This is a genomic window from Psychrobacter sp. BI730 (assembly GCF_013414195.1).
GTDB lineage: Bacteria > Pseudomonadota > Gammaproteobacteria > Pseudomonadales > Moraxellaceae > Psychrobacter.
Window position 1 is genome coordinate 120,779 of sequence record NZ_JAATTV010000003.1, and the last position, 15,511, is coordinate 136,289.

At 42.7% G+C, this 15,511-nt stretch carries 12 protein-coding genes; 3 read left to right on the forward strand and 9 right to left on the reverse strand.

All coding sequences use genetic code 11. The features are described 5' to 3' along the window. Window positions 1-129 precede the first annotated feature (129 nt). From purL to HCZ91_RS02930, 3 genes are all read left to right on the forward strand, one after another. The gene (purL, locus tag HCZ91_RS02920) at window positions 130-4,146 is read left to right on the forward strand and encodes a phosphoribosylformylglycinamidine synthase (protein WP_179798031.1); all 4,017 of its coding nucleotides are present in this window, start codon (window positions 130-132) and stop codon (window positions 4,144-4,146) included. A gap of 349 nt (window positions 4,147-4,495) precedes the next feature. Then, the gene (locus HCZ91_RS02925; protein WP_179798033.1) at window positions 4,496-5,866 is read left to right on the forward strand and encodes an AAA family ATPase; all 1,371 of its coding nucleotides are present in this window, start codon (window positions 4,496-4,498) and stop codon (window positions 5,864-5,866) included. Further along, complete coding sequence (locus HCZ91_RS02930; RefSeq protein WP_179798036.1) at window positions 5,863-6,708, forward strand: hypothetical protein; 846 nt, start codon at window positions 5,863-5,865, stop codon at window positions 6,706-6,708. The genes HCZ91_RS02925 and HCZ91_RS02930 overlap by 4 nt, the downstream gene beginning before the upstream one ends. Before the next feature lie 173 nt (window positions 6,709-6,881). Here the strand turns inward: HCZ91_RS02930 and HCZ91_RS02935 are convergent, their stop codons facing one another. From HCZ91_RS02935 to HCZ91_RS02975, 9 genes are all read right to left on the reverse strand, one after another. Beyond that, on the reverse strand, window positions 6,882-7,055 hold the full coding sequence (locus HCZ91_RS02935) for a hypothetical protein (RefSeq protein WP_179798038.1): 174 nt from the start codon (window positions 7,053-7,055) through the stop codon (window positions 6,882-6,884). A 117-nt stretch (window positions 7,056-7,172) separates the two neighbouring features. Further along, the gene (gene tdh / locus HCZ91_RS02940; protein WP_179798040.1) at window positions 7,173-8,198 is read right to left on the reverse strand and encodes an L-threonine 3-dehydrogenase; all 1,026 of its coding nucleotides are present in this window, start codon (window positions 8,196-8,198) and stop codon (window positions 7,173-7,175) included. A gap of 65 nt (window positions 8,199-8,263) precedes the next feature. Next, complete coding sequence (gene kbl / locus HCZ91_RS02945) at window positions 8,264-9,454, reverse strand: glycine C-acetyltransferase (protein WP_179798042.1); 1,191 nt, start codon at window positions 9,452-9,454, stop codon at window positions 8,264-8,266. A gap of 235 nt (window positions 9,455-9,689) precedes the next feature. Continuing rightward, window positions 9,690-10,418 (reverse strand): pyridoxine 5'-phosphate synthase, encoded by a 729-nt coding sequence (locus tag HCZ91_RS02950; RefSeq protein ID WP_179798044.1) that lies wholly within the window; start codon window positions 10,416-10,418, stop codon window positions 9,690-9,692. 50 nt (window positions 10,419-10,468) lie between these two features. Next, window positions 10,469-11,350, reverse strand: a complete 882-nt coding sequence (locus HCZ91_RS02955; protein ID WP_179798046.1) for an N-acetylmuramoyl-L-alanine amidase — start codon at window positions 11,348-11,350, stop codon at window positions 10,469-10,471. Between the two features lie 28 nt (window positions 11,351-11,378). After that, window positions 11,379-12,731: an APC family permease gene (locus HCZ91_RS02960; RefSeq protein ID WP_179798049.1), complete on the reverse strand. Its 1,353-nt coding sequence runs from the start codon at window positions 12,729-12,731 to the stop codon at window positions 11,379-11,381. Between the two features lie 157 nt (window positions 12,732-12,888). Continuing rightward, window positions 12,889-13,560 (reverse strand): MOSC domain-containing protein, encoded by a 672-nt coding sequence (locus HCZ91_RS02965; RefSeq protein ID WP_257019959.1) that lies wholly within the window; start codon window positions 13,558-13,560, stop codon window positions 12,889-12,891. Between the two features lie 359 nt (window positions 13,561-13,919). Beyond that, the gene (rsfS, locus tag HCZ91_RS02970) at window positions 13,920-14,333 is read right to left on the reverse strand and encodes a ribosome silencing factor (RefSeq protein WP_102094660.1); all 414 of its coding nucleotides are present in this window, start codon (window positions 14,331-14,333) and stop codon (window positions 13,920-13,922) included. Between the two features lie 131 nt (window positions 14,334-14,464). After that, window positions 14,465-15,427 (reverse strand): nicotinate-nicotinamide nucleotide adenylyltransferase, encoded by a 963-nt coding sequence (locus HCZ91_RS02975; RefSeq protein WP_179798052.1) that lies wholly within the window; start codon window positions 15,425-15,427, stop codon window positions 14,465-14,467. Window positions 15,428-15,511 lie beyond the last annotated feature (84 nt).

Below are 15,511 nucleotides of genomic sequence, written 5' to 3' on the forward strand. Positions count from 1 at the left end.
CGCGATAGAATGCAACTTATCGGCAATTTATCTTGGTTTAGACCTGCTTATTACAGGTCTTCTTGTTATAATACCCAGACCATTTACTTAGCATGGCAGAGATGCCTTGATCTTACGGATTATGCCTTTATGATGACCATCGCCGGACAACCGTTTCTTACCGATTTTCAGACGCAGCAACTCATCAGTCAGTTTCAGCAAAAAACCGAGCTAAATGTCAGTCAAATAAGTACACAGCAAGTGTATGTGCTATCACGAGAGCTATCTGGTGATGAACATAAAAAAGCGCTAGATTTACTAGCGGTTGACCAGTCAGCAACGCTAAATGCGCCGCAAGACAACCAACTACAAGTCATCGTTGGGCCACGTTTTGGTACGATATCGCCATGGGCAAGTAAAGCGACAGATATCTTTAATAACTGTGAAATCGAGATCAACCGCGTTGAGCGTGTCGTTGTTTATACGTTAACCCTCGATGAAAAAATAGACGGTGACGCAGGCGAAAAACTACCAGTAGACGCTGAGCAATTGTTGTTTGACCGTATGACGCAGAGCTTGGTTTATGACTTGAGCGATGTGAGCAAATTGTTCGATGATCAAGCGCCAGCATCACTGAATCATATCGACGTGATCGGACAAGGTCAGGCAGCGCTAGAGTCTGCCAATACAGAGTTCGGCTTTGCGTTATCAAGTGAAGACATTGATTATTTAATGAATGCCTATGTCAATGAGCTAAAGCGTAATCCAACGGACGTTGAGCTGATGATGTTTGCACAGGCCAACTCAGAGCATTGCCGTCATAAGATCTTCAATGCCCAATGGACAGTCGATGGTGAAGTGCAGCCAAAGTCACTGTTCCAAATGATTAAAAACACGTACCAGTCGAACCCACAAGGTATCTTATCAGCCTATAAAGACAACGCCGCGGTCATGGCAGGGTCTGACGGCATGCGTTTTTATCCTATTCCAACCGACGCGATGGATGCCAATTCAATCCATCCTTACGACTTTCATCAAGAAAACATCGATATCTTAATGAAAGTTGAGACGCATAACCACCCAACAGCGATTGCCCCTTATTCTGGTGCGGCAACAGGTGCTGGCGGTGAGATTCGTGACGAAGGTGCGACTGGTCGTGGCGGTAAGCCAAAAGCGGGTCTAACAGGGTTCCATGTGTCACATCTGCATATCCCAGAGCTTAGCGAAAAGTGGGAGCAGTCAGGTCAATTGAGCACGCAGGATTATGGTACGCCAGATCGTATGGCTACCAGCCTTGAGATCATGACCGAAGCGCCATTAGGCTCAGCCAATTTCTCAAACGAATTTGGTCGTCCAAACCTATGCGGTTACTTCCGTAGTTTTCAGCTAGATACCTCTGCGGCAAAAGACGGTAGCGAGATGCGCGGCTATCATAAGCCAATCATGTTGGCAGGTGGTTACGGCAATATCAAACGCAACCTGATTGAAAAAAATGCAATCACAAAAGGCGATTTGCTAATTGTTCTTGGTGGTCCTGCGATGCAAATCGGTCTGGGCGGCGGTGCCGCATCGTCAGTCGATAGTGGTGACCTTGATGAAGGTTTGGATTTTGCCTCAGTTCAGCGCGATAACGCTGAGATGGAGCGTCGTTGCCAAGAAGTCCTTGATCGCTGCTGGGCACTCGCTGGTGATGATGTCGATGTAAGTAATAACAGTAAAGACGGCAACCCAATTGTCTCACTACATGATGTAGGGGCAGGTGGTCTGTCTAATGCAATGCCAGAGCTGGTCAATGATCATGAAATGGGCGCGCATCTGAACTTGCGTAAGATTCCATCATTAGAAGCTGGCATGTCGCCAATGGCCATCTGGTCAAACGAAGCGCAAGAACGTTATGTGCTGGCGATTCGCCCAGAGAGTAAAGATCAGTTCGATGCTATCTGTGCCCGTGAGCGCTGCCCATATGCCATCTTGGGCGAGGCGACGGATATCCGTCAGCTAATCGTTGATGATGAGCTGTTGGACGAGCAACCAGTCGATATGCCGATGCAAGTACTGCTCGGCGGTACACCAAAAATGCAACGCAGCTTTGAGCGTACCGAGAGCACGTTACCAGCATTAGAGCTTGATGACGTTAATCTAGCCGAGTCAATTACCGATGTATTGCGTCACCCAACTGTCGCGAGCAAATCATTCTTGATTAGCATTGGTGACCGCTCTATCACAGGTATGGTCGTGCGTGATCAGTATGTGGGTCGCTATCAAGTGCCTGTATCAGATTGTGCGGTGACGGCTTCTGGCTTGGTGGCATTAGATGGTCAGCCAATGACTGGCGAAGCAATGAGTGTCGGCGAGCGTACGCCTGTTGCGCTTATCAGTCCAAAAGCCTCTGCGCGTCTAGCAGTCGGTGAAGCGATTACTAACATTGCTGGTGCGCGTATCGCTCAATTGTCTGATATCACTATGTCAGCGAACTGGATGGCCGCGTGTGGTGATGACGTAGAAGATGCGGCATTGTTCGACGCGGTACATGCCGTCGGTGAAGAGCTGTGCCCAGCACTCGGTATCGCTATCCCAGTCGGTAAAGACTCGCTATCGATGCGTGCTAACTGGACTGATAACGCCAATGACAATGGTGAAAATCAAGATAAGTCCGTTGTGTCGCCAATGAGCTTGGTCGTGACTGCGTTTGCCCCTGTCGTTGACGTCGCAAAAACGCTAACCCCTGAGCTCATCAATGGCGACAGCGCGTTCTACCGTATTGACTTGTCTAAAGGCAAATTACGTCTAGGCGGTTCAATCCTTGCGCAAACGCTTAGCCAATTGGGTAACGATTGCCCAGATTTAGCGCAACCAAGCGACCTGATCGACTTCTTTAACTTTATCCAAGCGGGTAATGCACAAGGCGTCATCAGTGCTTATCACGATATCGGTGATGGTGGTCTACTTGCGACTATCGCGGAGATGCAATTCACCAGCCGTCAGGGTATCAAGCTGTCATTAAATGACGATAACTTACTTGGTCAGCTGTTCAGTGAAGAGCTGGGCGCAGTTATCCAAGTATTGCCAGAAAACGTTGCGGCGCTCATGCAATTGGCAGAAGAATTTAACGTCAGCGACATGCTAAGCCTCGTTGGTCAAAGCTCTGAAGAAGATAGCCTGCTTATCCAAACGCCAACGCTCATGGGTGACGACACTTTACGCTTTAGCCGTAGCGAGTTACAGCAAGCATGGACGCAGGTCAGCTATCAAATCGCGCGTCGCCGTGATAACCCAGCCTGCGTACAGCAGGAGTATGACTTGATTGCTGATGCGAGCCATAAAGGCCTCATCGCTGCGCCAAACTTTGATCTGAATCAAAAGGTGGAAGAACCATACTTAGCTAGTCGTGACAATAAACCAAGAGTTGCCATCCTCCGTGAGCAAGGCGTCAATGGTCAGACAGAGATGGCAGCAGGCTTTACCCAAGCAGGATTTGAAGCGGTCGATGTACACATGAGTGATCTACTCAGTGGTCGTATCAATCTACGTGATTTCGACGGTTTGGTCGCTTGTGGTGGCTTTAGTTATGGTGATGTATTGGGTGCTGGCTCTGGTTGGGCGAACTCTATCTTGTTCCATGACGAGCTACGCATGCAGTTTGTTCGCTTCTTTGCCCGTCCTGATACCTTCTCACTAGGTGTCTGTAACGGTTGTCAAATGATGGCTCAGTTAAAAGACCTCATCCCAGGTGCAGAAAACTTCCCACGTTTCGTCGCGAACAAATCAGCTCGTTTTGAAGCGCGTACGGTCAACGTGAAAGTTGAGCGTACCAAGTCGATCCTGTTCAAAGGTATGCAAGACAGTATCTTGCCAATCGCGGTGGCGCATGGTGAAGGTTATGCCACGCTAGACAACAACGAAATCGACGGTATGGCAAACCACGGTCAGCTCGCGATGCGTTATGTCGATAGCCAAGGTCATCCAACCGAGACCTATCCGCTCAATCCAAACGGCTCGCTCGGCGGGGTCACGGGTCTGTGTAGCACTGATGGTCGCGTCACTATCATGATGCCACACCCTGAGCGTAACCTAAAAGCCTATAACCACAGCTGGAAGCCAGAAGAGTGGGACGAGGACGGCGCGTGGATGCGTATGTTCCGTAACGCGCGTGCTTGGTTTAGATAGAAGATTTTTGTTTTTAGATAATAGGAAAGTGAGCTAATTGGCTCACTTTCTTTAGTCTTGGGTAGAATATTTGATAATCTACATAGATAAATTTGGTCTAAGAAATAACTATAGGGTAGGCTAGCGATTATAATCTATCAAACCATAGATTTTCTTATATCACAATGGTAATGTTTAACTACACTATAGTCACGTAAATATAAAGAAGATACAACGGGTCAGGATAAGTTTTATGTAGCCTCTGTCTACGTAAGCAAACTACCCCAGTTATGTTGTATAGCGTAGTGTATTTATTTTCTTCAGTACCGACTATATATCTATAAAATAGTTAAAATTAATTGGAATCGTTATGGTAAATGATAGCAGACCTACTACGAGCTTGAAATCTATACACATAAGAGGGTTATTCGAAATCTTCGATTATGATATTAATTATGCTACTGATGGTAATGTGCTTATTTTGACAGGTGCTAATGGCTTTGGTAAAACTCAAGTACTAAATATTATTTATAGTTTGTTTAATAGAAAGTTCTCTTTTTTTCATCAATTAGTATTTTCTGAGATATTTATACATTTGAATAATGGGACGCAAATAAATATTAGTAAGGTTAAGGGATCGCAAGTTATTCAAGAAAGTCTTTTTGAAATGGATGAAAATGAGCCTGTAGAAGATGTGAAAATAGAGTTTATTCAAAATAACAAATCTGTAGAATCTTTCTTATTGAATAAATTAATTCCTAGTAATATGATTGATCGCCTTGAAAACTATCTGCATGTATCACGATTAGGTGATGAAGTTTGGTTTGATCATTTTCATGATGAAGAATTAAATTTGACACAAGTGATTCAAAGATATGGTTCAGAACTACCACTCAGTTATAGAAAGAATATAAATAAATTTGAAATTGGAGAAATTTCTAATAGCATACTGAATTCGATGCAAGTACATCTAATTGAAGAGCAACGCTTATTTAAAAAAGTTAATAGCTCCTCTATAGGTATTAGAAATAGGTCGGAAAAAAATCAAACAGTAATGACAGAAACAGTCAATGCTTATGCTGAAGAGCTTACTTTATTAATTAATAAAAAAATGCGTGAATCTTTTTCTATATCTCAAGAATTAGATAGAACCTATCCTCGTCGTTTAATTACAGCTAGAGATACAATAACTCAATCAGAATATGATAAGAGGTTTGACCACTTATCTAGTAAAATAGACAAGTTAGCTCGCAATGGTCTGCATGAAGGAATGCAGGAAACGTTAGCTTATAATGAAGAGGACTCTAAAGCGTTATCAGTTTATCTAAGTGATTCAGAAAAAAAATTAAGAGTTTTTGATGATTTATTAGAGAAGCTAGAGTTATTCACTAGTATTCTTAACGAACGCCGTTTTACATTCAAATCTATCGTTATTGATAAAGAAAAGGGTTTTTATTTTCAAACAGATAGAGGAAAAAAACTACAGTTAAGCGATTTGTCTTCTGGTGAACAGCATGAACTCGTTATGCTATACGAACTTATTTTTAAAACCAGCAAAGGAATATTAGTACTTATTGATGAGCCGGAAATCTCACTTCATGTAACATGGCAAAAAGAATTCTTAGATGATTTATTAAAAATTATCGAATTACAGGATTTTCAGGTGTTACTTGCCACTCATTCACCATCAATAATAAATGATAGATGGGACTTAGTGTACACGTTAGAGAAAAAACTATGAAGAAAGAAGACATTACTTATGAAACAAAAATGGGTGAGCTAAGACTTGACTTTAAGAACCCAAACTCTAATGGCATTAACTTTATATTTTTAGAAGGTGTAAGTGATGTTCGTCTTTTTCGCAAATTTTTTGACTTAGATAAGTGTAAGGTAGAAAGTATTCCAGGTGGCAATGGTAAATTGGAAGAATGTATAGTAACTTTACTCCCTATCCATGCTCTTATTGTTGCTATTAGGGATGCTGACTTTATTCGAATAAATAATCCTAGTTACCATAAAAAAAATATTGTTTTAACCGATTATCATGATATTGAAACGACTATTCTAAGCTGTTCAGAGTCCCTATCTTCTTTGTTTTCAGAATATACTTCAATTAATAGTACTGATTTTGACGAGACATTGAAGAAGTTAATGATGTTGTTATCTCCAATTAGCTTATTCAAATTGAAAAATGATATCAACTCAAGACGAATAAAATTTGAATCAGGTTTTATTGATTTATTAGATTTCAATAACTTTAAAATAGATCTTTCACAATATATTAATAGGATGCTTAGTAGTTCGAAAAAGGCTACTGTCACAGATGAGAGTTTCTTACGAAGGGAAGTAGAATCAATTGATCTACAATTTTATGATTTATTTCAATTGACTAACGGACATGATTTAGCACGGGTATTGGCAAGTTTTTTTAATAAAATCCACGGACACAAAGGCTTGTCAAATAAAGATATAGAGTCAAACCTTAGAGTTTCGTTTAACATGGATTCTTTCAAGAAAACAATGATTTATGATGAGATTTTGAAATGGGAGATAGATAACAATACTTCAGTTTTTGTGGCTTAGCTTTATTTATCTCATGAAGTTATACATTTCAAAATGAGAGTAAAATAATTCAATAATATCTTATGCCAATATTAATATGTAAAATTAATGTATTCGATAAGCAGTAAGATAGTTGTTGGTTAACTTAAAACAAGTTGATTAACAACTTTTTCTTAAAAGATAGGTTCATGAAGCTAAATAATATTTGAACTTTCAGCCTCTGCTATCAACTCATGAATTTTAGCACTTTCTTTTAGCACGCAAGCATCATAGGCAGAGAGCGGCTCAGACGCTTGTCCTTTTTCCTGATCTTGCTTGGCTTTTTCTGCTAAATAATTTTCAAGTTTTTCGGCTTCAGAATCGCCCATACCTTACCCCCTGTATGATTTTTACCCTATAAAAAACGGCACTGAAATCAGTACCGTTTTGTAAGTCGTGACAATGTACAAATTAACCACGACTCCTGAAATGCTGAATCGCTAAAATTAATCCCAGCTTAAAATCACCTTACCGCATTGCCCACTTTCCATGATATCAAAGCCTTCTTGGAAGTCATCGATGTGCATGCGATGGGTAATGATTGGCGACAGATCAATACCGCTAATCAGCATTTGCTCCATCTGATACCACGTCTCCCACATCTCACGGCCATAGATACCCTTTAAGGTTAACGCCTTAAAAATAATCTTGCTCCAATCCACCGTGGTGGTGTTAGGCAAAATACCCAAGAGCGCGATTTTAGAGCCGTTATACATGTTCGTAATCATCGAATCAAAGGCCTGAGGCGAGCCTGACATCTCAAGTCCGATATCGAAGCCGTGCATTTTTAAGGTATCGATAGCGCCTTCGATGGTTTCACCTTTGGCTGGGTTGATGGTCATCGTCGCACCCATTTTTTTGGCAAGCTCCAAGCGATAGTCACTGATATCACTGACCACAATATTACGCGCCCCTGCGAAGCGGCAAATCGCCGTTGCCATGGAACCAATCAGTCCTGCACCCGTGATTAGCACATCTTCACCAAGTACTGGAAATGATAGGGCAGTATGCGTGGCATTGCCAAAGGGGTCCATAATGGCGGCCATCTCATCGCTGATACGCTCATCGAGTTTGATGGCATTATCGGCAGGTATCACCAAATATTCGGCAAACGAGCCATCGCGGTCGACGCCCACGCCTATGGTGTTTTCGCACACATGTAGCTTGCCACGGCGGCAGTTACGGCAATGCCCGCACGCGATATGGCCTTCGCCTGTGACACGATCACCTATTTCAAGATGCTTGACGCCATCGCCCATTTCACTAATGACACCGACATATTCATGTCCGATAATCATCGGCGTTTTTATGGTCTTTTGTGACCACTCATCCCACTTATAAATGTGCAAATCTGTGCCACAGATGGCGGTTTTTTTAATTTTAATTTTAACGTCATTGATGCCGACCGTTGGTTCTGGCATGTCTTGCATCCAGATGCCTTTTTCGGCATGAGCTTTAACCAGTGCTTTCATACTTTTTTCTTATTTAACTGTGTTGTACTTAATTATTGAATTCAGCGAGTAAATCCGAGCGACGCTTAATCAATCACCTTCATTTGTTTGGCGACTTTGATAAAGGCGGCGATACACTGGTCGAGCTGCTCGCGAGTATGAGCAGCAGAGAGCTGCACACGAATACGAGCCTCATTTTTTGGCACGACAGGATAGAAGAAGCCAATCACATAAATGCCTTCTTCAAGCAGTGCGTCTGCCATTTGCTGCGAGACGTTGGCATCATAAAGCATAACTGCACAAATTGCCGATTCGGTAGGCTTGATATCGAAGCCCGCATCTTGCATTTTCTTCACAAAATAGGCGGTATTTTCATGCAGTTTATCTTGTAGGGTATTGTCTTGCGCTAGCATCTCAAACGCTTTTAACCCAGCGGCAGCGATCATCGGCGGAATGGAGTTTGAAAACAGATACGGGCGTGAGCGTTGACGCAACATCTCAACCATTTCTTTTTTACCCGTGGTAAAGCCGCCAATAGCACCGCCAAATGCCTTGCCCAAGGTACCCGTGATCAGCTCAATATCACCACGTAGATCAAACAACTCTGTCACGCCGCCACCCGTGCGACCGACGACGCCTGCTGAATGACACTCGTCAATCATAACCATGGCATCGTATTTTTGTGCCAACGCATAAATCTCATCCATCGGCGCCACATTACCATCCATTGAAAACACGGCATCGGTGACAATTAAACGAAAACGCTGTGCTTGCGCTGCTTGCAGCTGAGTCTCCAAATCCTGCATATCCGCATTGGCATAGCGATAACGCGCGGCTTTACACAGGCGCACACCATCGATGATTGAGGCATGGTTTAACGAATCAGAAATAATGGCATCATCGGCGGTCAGTAGTGGCTCAAAAACACCGCCATTGGCATCGAAACAGGCTGCATAAAGAATCGTATCTTCGGTATTAAAAAATTTAGAAATCGCCGCCTCTAATTGCTTATGCAAGTCTTGCGTACCACAAATAAAACGTACCGATGACATGCCATAACCTGAGTCTTCAATGGCCTTGATAGCTGCTTTTTTAATCTCAGGATGGTCAGACAATCCAAGATAATTATTGGCACAGAAGTTAAGCATCTCACGGCCATCGGCGATCTTGATGAGCGCATCTTGCGGAGAGGTAATAACGCGCTCGTTTTTATACAGTCCTGCCTCGCGTATATCACTGATTTCTTGTTGTAGGTGTTTTTGAAAGGCTTGATACATAAATATTCCTTTTTTTAATATTATTAGCGTTTGTATTGATAATGCAGATATAAGGACTGCTGATAGAACCAAACTGTAGTCATTTTAAAATAAAATTGATACGCCAATATTGCCGTGCTACTGGTATAAATTTTACTTGCTTGCTGTGTCTACGCTGACAGAGGCTGCATAAAATATATCCTAGCATCACCGCATCGAGTGTAAAGTGAATAGACTATTTGCTTATTAGTATGGACTAGCCACAAATTGCTAAATACTGACGCACGACATTATCCATGCCTTGTTCCAATGATTCAATCGTAAAGGCATGACCAATCGACACTTCAGCGATATCACTAAGCGCAAGCAGATCAGCCAAATTATCCAAATTCAAATCATGACCCGCATTGACTCGGATACCGTTTTGATTGGCTAGGTTGATACAGTCGCTAAAACGTTGCTTGACCTCATCGAACTGGTTGCCCTTATAAGCGCGCGCCCATTCTTCGGTATACATCTCGATCGTCTGCACATCACTCTCGATGACCGCTTTGATTTGTTCGATATCAGGGTCGATAAACACCGCACAGCGCGTACCGAACGCTTCTAGCTCTTTGCTCAATGTTGATAAAAACTCATGATGGGTAATGATGTCAAAGCCATGATCGGAGGTCAGCTGATCGTCGCTGTCTGGTACGAGCGTACATTGATGCGGCTTTACTTCACGGATAATTTTTAAGAACTGCTCGTTTGGATTGCCTTCGATATTGAACTCAATCTCTGGATAGTCCTTTAAGAATGCACTGATATCATAGACGTCTTGGTATCTGATATGACGCTCATCGGGTCTCGGGTGTACAGTAAAGCCTTTGACACCTAGGTCAATCAGCTTCTTCACAAAGTACAACAGGTTAGGGTAGTCAGTACCGCGAGAGTTACGGATTAAAGCCAATTTATTCAAATTTACGCTAAACAATGTGCTCATAGTATTTCCTTTTCCATTGTTGTTATGGATAGATTCTTGGTTGTTAATGGCTAATAAAAATCGTTGGTATCAGCATACTTCTTATTCAGTGCCTGCAATATCGCATAGGTCTCGCTATCCATATTGCCCGTTGGCTGCTGCGCTCTAAAGTGTAGCTGAAACGCATAGACGACATCGCGACTGGCCTTGTCCCACGCATCAGTGTCATTGATTTGATAGCCATACTTGCGAAACGCTTGCTTGATCTCAGGTATCGTGGCCGATGCAAATCCATTTTGATTCATAAAGAACTGCTTATCAAATTCATCATACCAAGCGCCGATACCGTAATCGAAATACAGTCGCTCCCACGGGAACTTTGCACCGGGGTCTATCTTGCGCGAGGGTGCCATATCCGAGTGACCGATGATATTCTTTGGTGAGATGTCATAGCGCGTGGCGATATCTTGCACCAGTTGTGCGACTTTTTTAATCTGCAATTCATCAAATGCCACATAATGCTCATAAGGATGATAGTCGAGCATGTCATTTTTTAGCGCGTCTCGATATCCAGGCTTAATGCCACTATTGACGATCTCGATACCGATAGAGGTATCGTTTAATATCGTCCGTCCTGCAAAGCCGCCATCACCTGCATGCCATGCGCGTTCCGACTCTGGTACGAGGTTATAAATTTTATCATCGTCATTGTCTAATACTAGATAGTGCGCGCTCACATTGCCCGTGGTCAATGTCTTTATCGATCGCTCATTATCAGAGACTGTATAGTGCAAGACGATGGTTTTGATTCGCTCGCTTTTGCCAGTAGCTTGGTAGCTATCGCTGTCGATTACATATTGCGTCGCTGACGTTGTTACGCAGCCAACGAGCAATAGCATAGAGGATGATATTAATACTGAAGCCAATGCAGTCGAGGAAATATTTTTTGCCATGAAATGCTCTGTGTAGGAATGGTTACGGTTAATTAACGTTAGGATTGACTGCGATTTTTTTATAGCCAATTGCCCCAAGCAGAATAAAGAATCCTAGCAAGACATAAGCATTAAATGACAGCGCTGCTGGTGAAAATGGTAGCAGTAATAGCGATATAAAGACCACACTGATTAATACAGAGAGATAATTTAGCAAACCTGCCTGTTTGTTTTTTCGCTCATTGATGAGGTCAGCGGTCGTGACATAAGCGAAGCCAACGGTTATACCCAAAGACGCCATTGTCACGATATCGAGTAGGTAGTTTCTACCCAGCCAAGGAGAGAGTAGGCAGACCAAGCATATCAATATAACGGTTTTTTGCTTACTAAATTGGTTGTGTTTATCTCTAAATATACTGGGCAATAACGACGTGTCGCCCATAGATTCTAAGAGCTTGACCGATGACAATATAAAGCCATTGATACCGCTCATTATCGAGCCAATCATAGCGATCGATAGCAGCCAAATACCGATGCTACCAATCCGATTGTCTATGCCTTCACCTGTCGCCCAATGGCTGTCTTTGATTGCTTGATAGTCAAAGCTCATGTTCAGCGCGGTAAAGTAGTTGATTAAAAAGTAAAACAACACACCGGCGATGAGTGAAATTAGGATAATACTTTTGGTCTTGGTTTTTGAATCGCTAATCGCCTTTGAAATTTGCGGTGTGGTTTCGAAACCGACATACGCCCACGGCATAACGGCCAAGATAGGTAACCATGCCAGACTAGTGATAGAGCTGCTAGACATATCAGTTGGCAAAAATGCTTGGGTGGTTGGTGTCATCCAAAGCGAGGCAAAAAACAGCGCGGTGACTGATAGAATCATAAAGAGGGCGATATAAAGTTGGATTTTTGCGCCGACTCGTACGCCTTTTAGATTGATATAACTGAACAGAATAATAGCCGCGCTGCATAAGAACACTTCACTGGCGTAGACTTCCCAACCAGCAATCGTATACAGATAACCTAATTGTAAGCCGCTAGGTAACAGATAGCGCAGTAGCAAAGCGACGGCTGATATATTGAGCGCGATAATAGAGATATAGCCTATCGTGACGCCCCAACCATAGATATAGGCATGCTTGCGATTGATGTATTTTTCAATCCAATAGATACCGCCTGACTCGTTCTCTGGCGTTTGAGTCAGCAAATTAATATAGGCACGCGCAACCATATAGATGGCTAAAGTACCGATAATAATAGCAACAGAAGAGCCTAATAGCTGTGACTGTGGCAAAAACAAATCGCCTGGCATGACATAAGCGCCCCAGCCGATGATCGCACCAACGCTAATCGCTATCGCTTGTAGGTAGCTGATACTTCCTGTCTGTTCACTCATGGAGTGCTCCTTCACGATCAAAGATGTAGAAGGAGAGAGTGTTTATTATGGAACTGACATAGAACATGAAAAACCTTGTGACGCCATTACGCAGGGTAGTGGCTATCTTTTATAAATAGAAAAGTCATATTAAAGGTTTTTGTTGAGTGTTACCTTTTCAATCCTGTTGGATTTTTTTAGCCAGAACCTTTTTCCAACTGTCCTCTAAACAGTCAATCGCGAGCCACGGTTCAATAGTATCTGCATCATATTTCTCTTTAGAATTGGCCAGTTGCCATAAATTTTCAAGCGTCGCAAACGGGTAGGGACGCTCGATTAAATAAACTGGTAAATCAGCGTCTATAACGCCATCACGTACAACTTGGAAGTACCAGCCAGAGATACCTTGCTTGCTGACCCATGCTGCGATATTAGGTACTTTGGTAAATTGGCCAATTTGGTCATTAATTTTGTAGCAGGGGCGGCGTGGTTGGACGATACGTAATTGAATGCTATCACCATCATTACTAGTGTCTTGACCGTTTTCAAAATGCCCACCGTATTGAAAAACATCGCCAATACAAACCATAGATTCGGTCATTTCAGGCAAACCATCGACAGCTTCAGTCGTAAGGTTTTCTCCTAGCGTACCGACACGAACCTTTAAACTGAACTCTGTATTGATTTTTGCATAAGTCGCAGGCGCTAGTTGATGCACGGCTTTAAGTGGGCCACCATGATGCTTACGGTCAGCCTGTTCATCAGTGGTTAAGCCCATAAAGTTGACGGCGACAGGAGATTTGATAGGTGCTTTATCAATGGCGCTCATTTCTTCACGAGCGAATGGCATAGACTTGCCAGCGCGGACACAAGTGAGGGTAGCGATATGTAGGGGCAGGTCTTGATTAAAGTCTGTTAGTGTTTGCTCAGGCGATTTTGTTAAAGTTTGCTCAGGTAATGACGTGTTCGATTCTGCGCTCATAAGGTTTCCTAATAGGTAGAATGAATAGGCTAAGGCGGCTTAATTTTGGCGGTTTAATTTTAATGTCTAATAAATATTGATACGAAATGAGCTTATCTGTACTCAATGATGTATCTGATTATACTGGTTCATCACCATAAAATTTACACCAAAAAGACCAGAATAAATATTCTGGTCTTTTTGGTGTAGCGTTTCTTAATCTTGAACGAATATCGTCACTGATAAGCTTATTTGTTTTTGTTACGACGACCTGCAGTTTTCTTTTCACGCGGCGTAGCAACTAGCTCAGCCAACTGTTCAGGTGATGACCATAGGCCTTCTAGGTCATAAAACTCACGTGCTTGTGGCGTCATCATGTGGACGACAACCGCGCCCAAATCAATCAACGTCCAGTCAGAATCGATGCCGCCTTCACGGCCAAGTGGCATAAAACCAGCTTGCTTAGCTTCAGCGCCGACGCTATCAGCCATCGCACGTACATGACGCTTTGAGGTACCATCAGCGATGATGATGCGCTCTGTTACGTCAGTCAAATCTTCTACATTCATTACAGTGATGTTTTTTGCTTTCATATCATCTAGAGCGCTTTGTACTAGGGTCAAGCATTCTGTTAGGCGTTCTGCAGTCATGGTGTTGGTCATAAATTTTAATCTCTTGAATCGTAAATATGTAAAATAAAGGGGTAAAACGTCAATTTGTCTTATCCGACTGATCATATGTCGTCAGTCACGCATAAAGACAGGATAGGCAAAATGACATAGATAAGGCGATTTTAACGGAATTGAGCAGCAGAATATAGCTGATGGGCGATAATATATTGATAAACAGCAGGATTTAGCCATTTAGCTAATGGATTAGATTCAGTATTGCTAATGATATCATTTATTGATGCTATAGATGCGATTTGCCTCTCAGCGACTGGCATTTTATTTGTTTGATCGTCTATTCTCTGTAGCTGCTCACGTATTTGTGTGCTTGATACCGCAGTAATAGGTCGCGAATCTATATAAATGCGTCCTTGATTGGCGTTTTTCAAGTCAGGGCTGTTTAAGTCAGGGCTAGTCGGATTAGTACTGTTTGAGTTTAAACTATCTGACGAGCACTGGATGGTTGGAGTTAATAGCTCGATAGGTGAGTCTGTTATATGTGCTTGTAACGCCAACGGCAGTTGCGTTTTTAAGAAACTAACATCTTGGGTAGTCGCTGTATTATTTTTAGAAGATATAATACTGTCAGAAAGTTTATTGCTAATACCATCGCTCACATCAGTACTGCTCTGACGATTAAACACCCATAGATTGACATGGTCGGTGAGACGTAAGCCATCTTTCCATTTATCCAAACTATGAGCGCTGTCCATACCCATAATAAATATCAAGCTGTCATTAGGATATTGCTGTCTTAATGTGCGTACACTGTCGATCGTATAGACAGGCGGCGCTTGCCAGAGCTCCATCTCATTAATCTGTATCGGCATATTCTCCGTCGCTAGTTTTAGCATGGCTAAGCGATGGTTAGGGTCTGTACTTTGCGTCTTAAATGGCGAGCGGGCATTGGGTAATAAGGACACATGCAGTGTGCGCTGTAGCCGCGTTGCGATTGGTAGTAGGTGCTGATAGACAGACATCGCGACTTCTAAATGACCATTATGTACGGGATCGAACGAGCCACCAAGGTAGGCACGAATGGCAGGTGTAGGTGTTTTTTCTTGAGGGCTGTTGCTCGTATTTGGCATAAATAAATGTATCAAAGTAGATAGGGCGCACTTGAACGTTGATGCACCTTACTCTTTTACTGGCTGACCTTTTTAGGGTAAATA

Coding starts and splice junctions, on each gene's coding strand:
- HCZ91_RS02925 (WP_179798033.1), top strand. CDS start 4,496: ATGGTAAATGATAGCAGACCTACTACGAGCTTGAAATCTATACACATA.
- HCZ91_RS02950 (WP_179798044.1), bottom strand. CDS start 10,418: ATGAGCACATTGTTTAGCGTAAATTTGAATAAATTGGCTTTAATCCGT.
- rsfS (WP_102094660.1), bottom strand. CDS start 14,333: ATGACCAACACCATGACTGCAGAACGCCTAACAGAATGCTTGACCCTA.
- HCZ91_RS02930 (WP_179798036.1), top strand. CDS start 5,863: ATGAAGAAAGAAGACATTACTTATGAAACAAAAATGGGTGAGCTAAGA.
- HCZ91_RS02955 (WP_179798046.1), bottom strand. CDS start 11,350: ATGGCAAAAAATATTTCCTCGACTGCATTGGCTTCAGTATTAATATCA.
- HCZ91_RS02960 (WP_179798049.1), bottom strand. CDS start 12,731: ATGAGTGAACAGACAGGAAGTATCAGCTACCTACAAGCGATAGCGATT.
- HCZ91_RS02965 (WP_257019959.1), bottom strand. CDS start 13,560: ATGCCATTCGCTCGTGAAGAAATGAGCGCCATTGATAAAGCACCTATC.
- HCZ91_RS02975 (WP_179798052.1), bottom strand. CDS start 15,427: ATGCCAAATACGAGCAACAGCCCTCAAGAAAAAACACCTACACCTGCC.
- purL (WP_179798031.1), top strand. CDS start 130: ATGATGACCATCGCCGGACAACCGTTTCTTACCGATTTTCAGACGCAG.
- HCZ91_RS02935 (WP_179798038.1), bottom strand. CDS start 7,055: ATGGGCGATTCTGAAGCCGAAAAACTTGAAAATTATTTAGCAGAAAAA.
- tdh (WP_179798040.1), bottom strand. CDS start 8,198: ATGAAAGCACTGGTTAAAGCTCATGCCGAAAAAGGCATCTGGATGCAA.
- kbl (WP_179798042.1), bottom strand. CDS start 9,454: ATGTATCAAGCCTTTCAAAAACACCTACAACAAGAAATCAGTGATATA.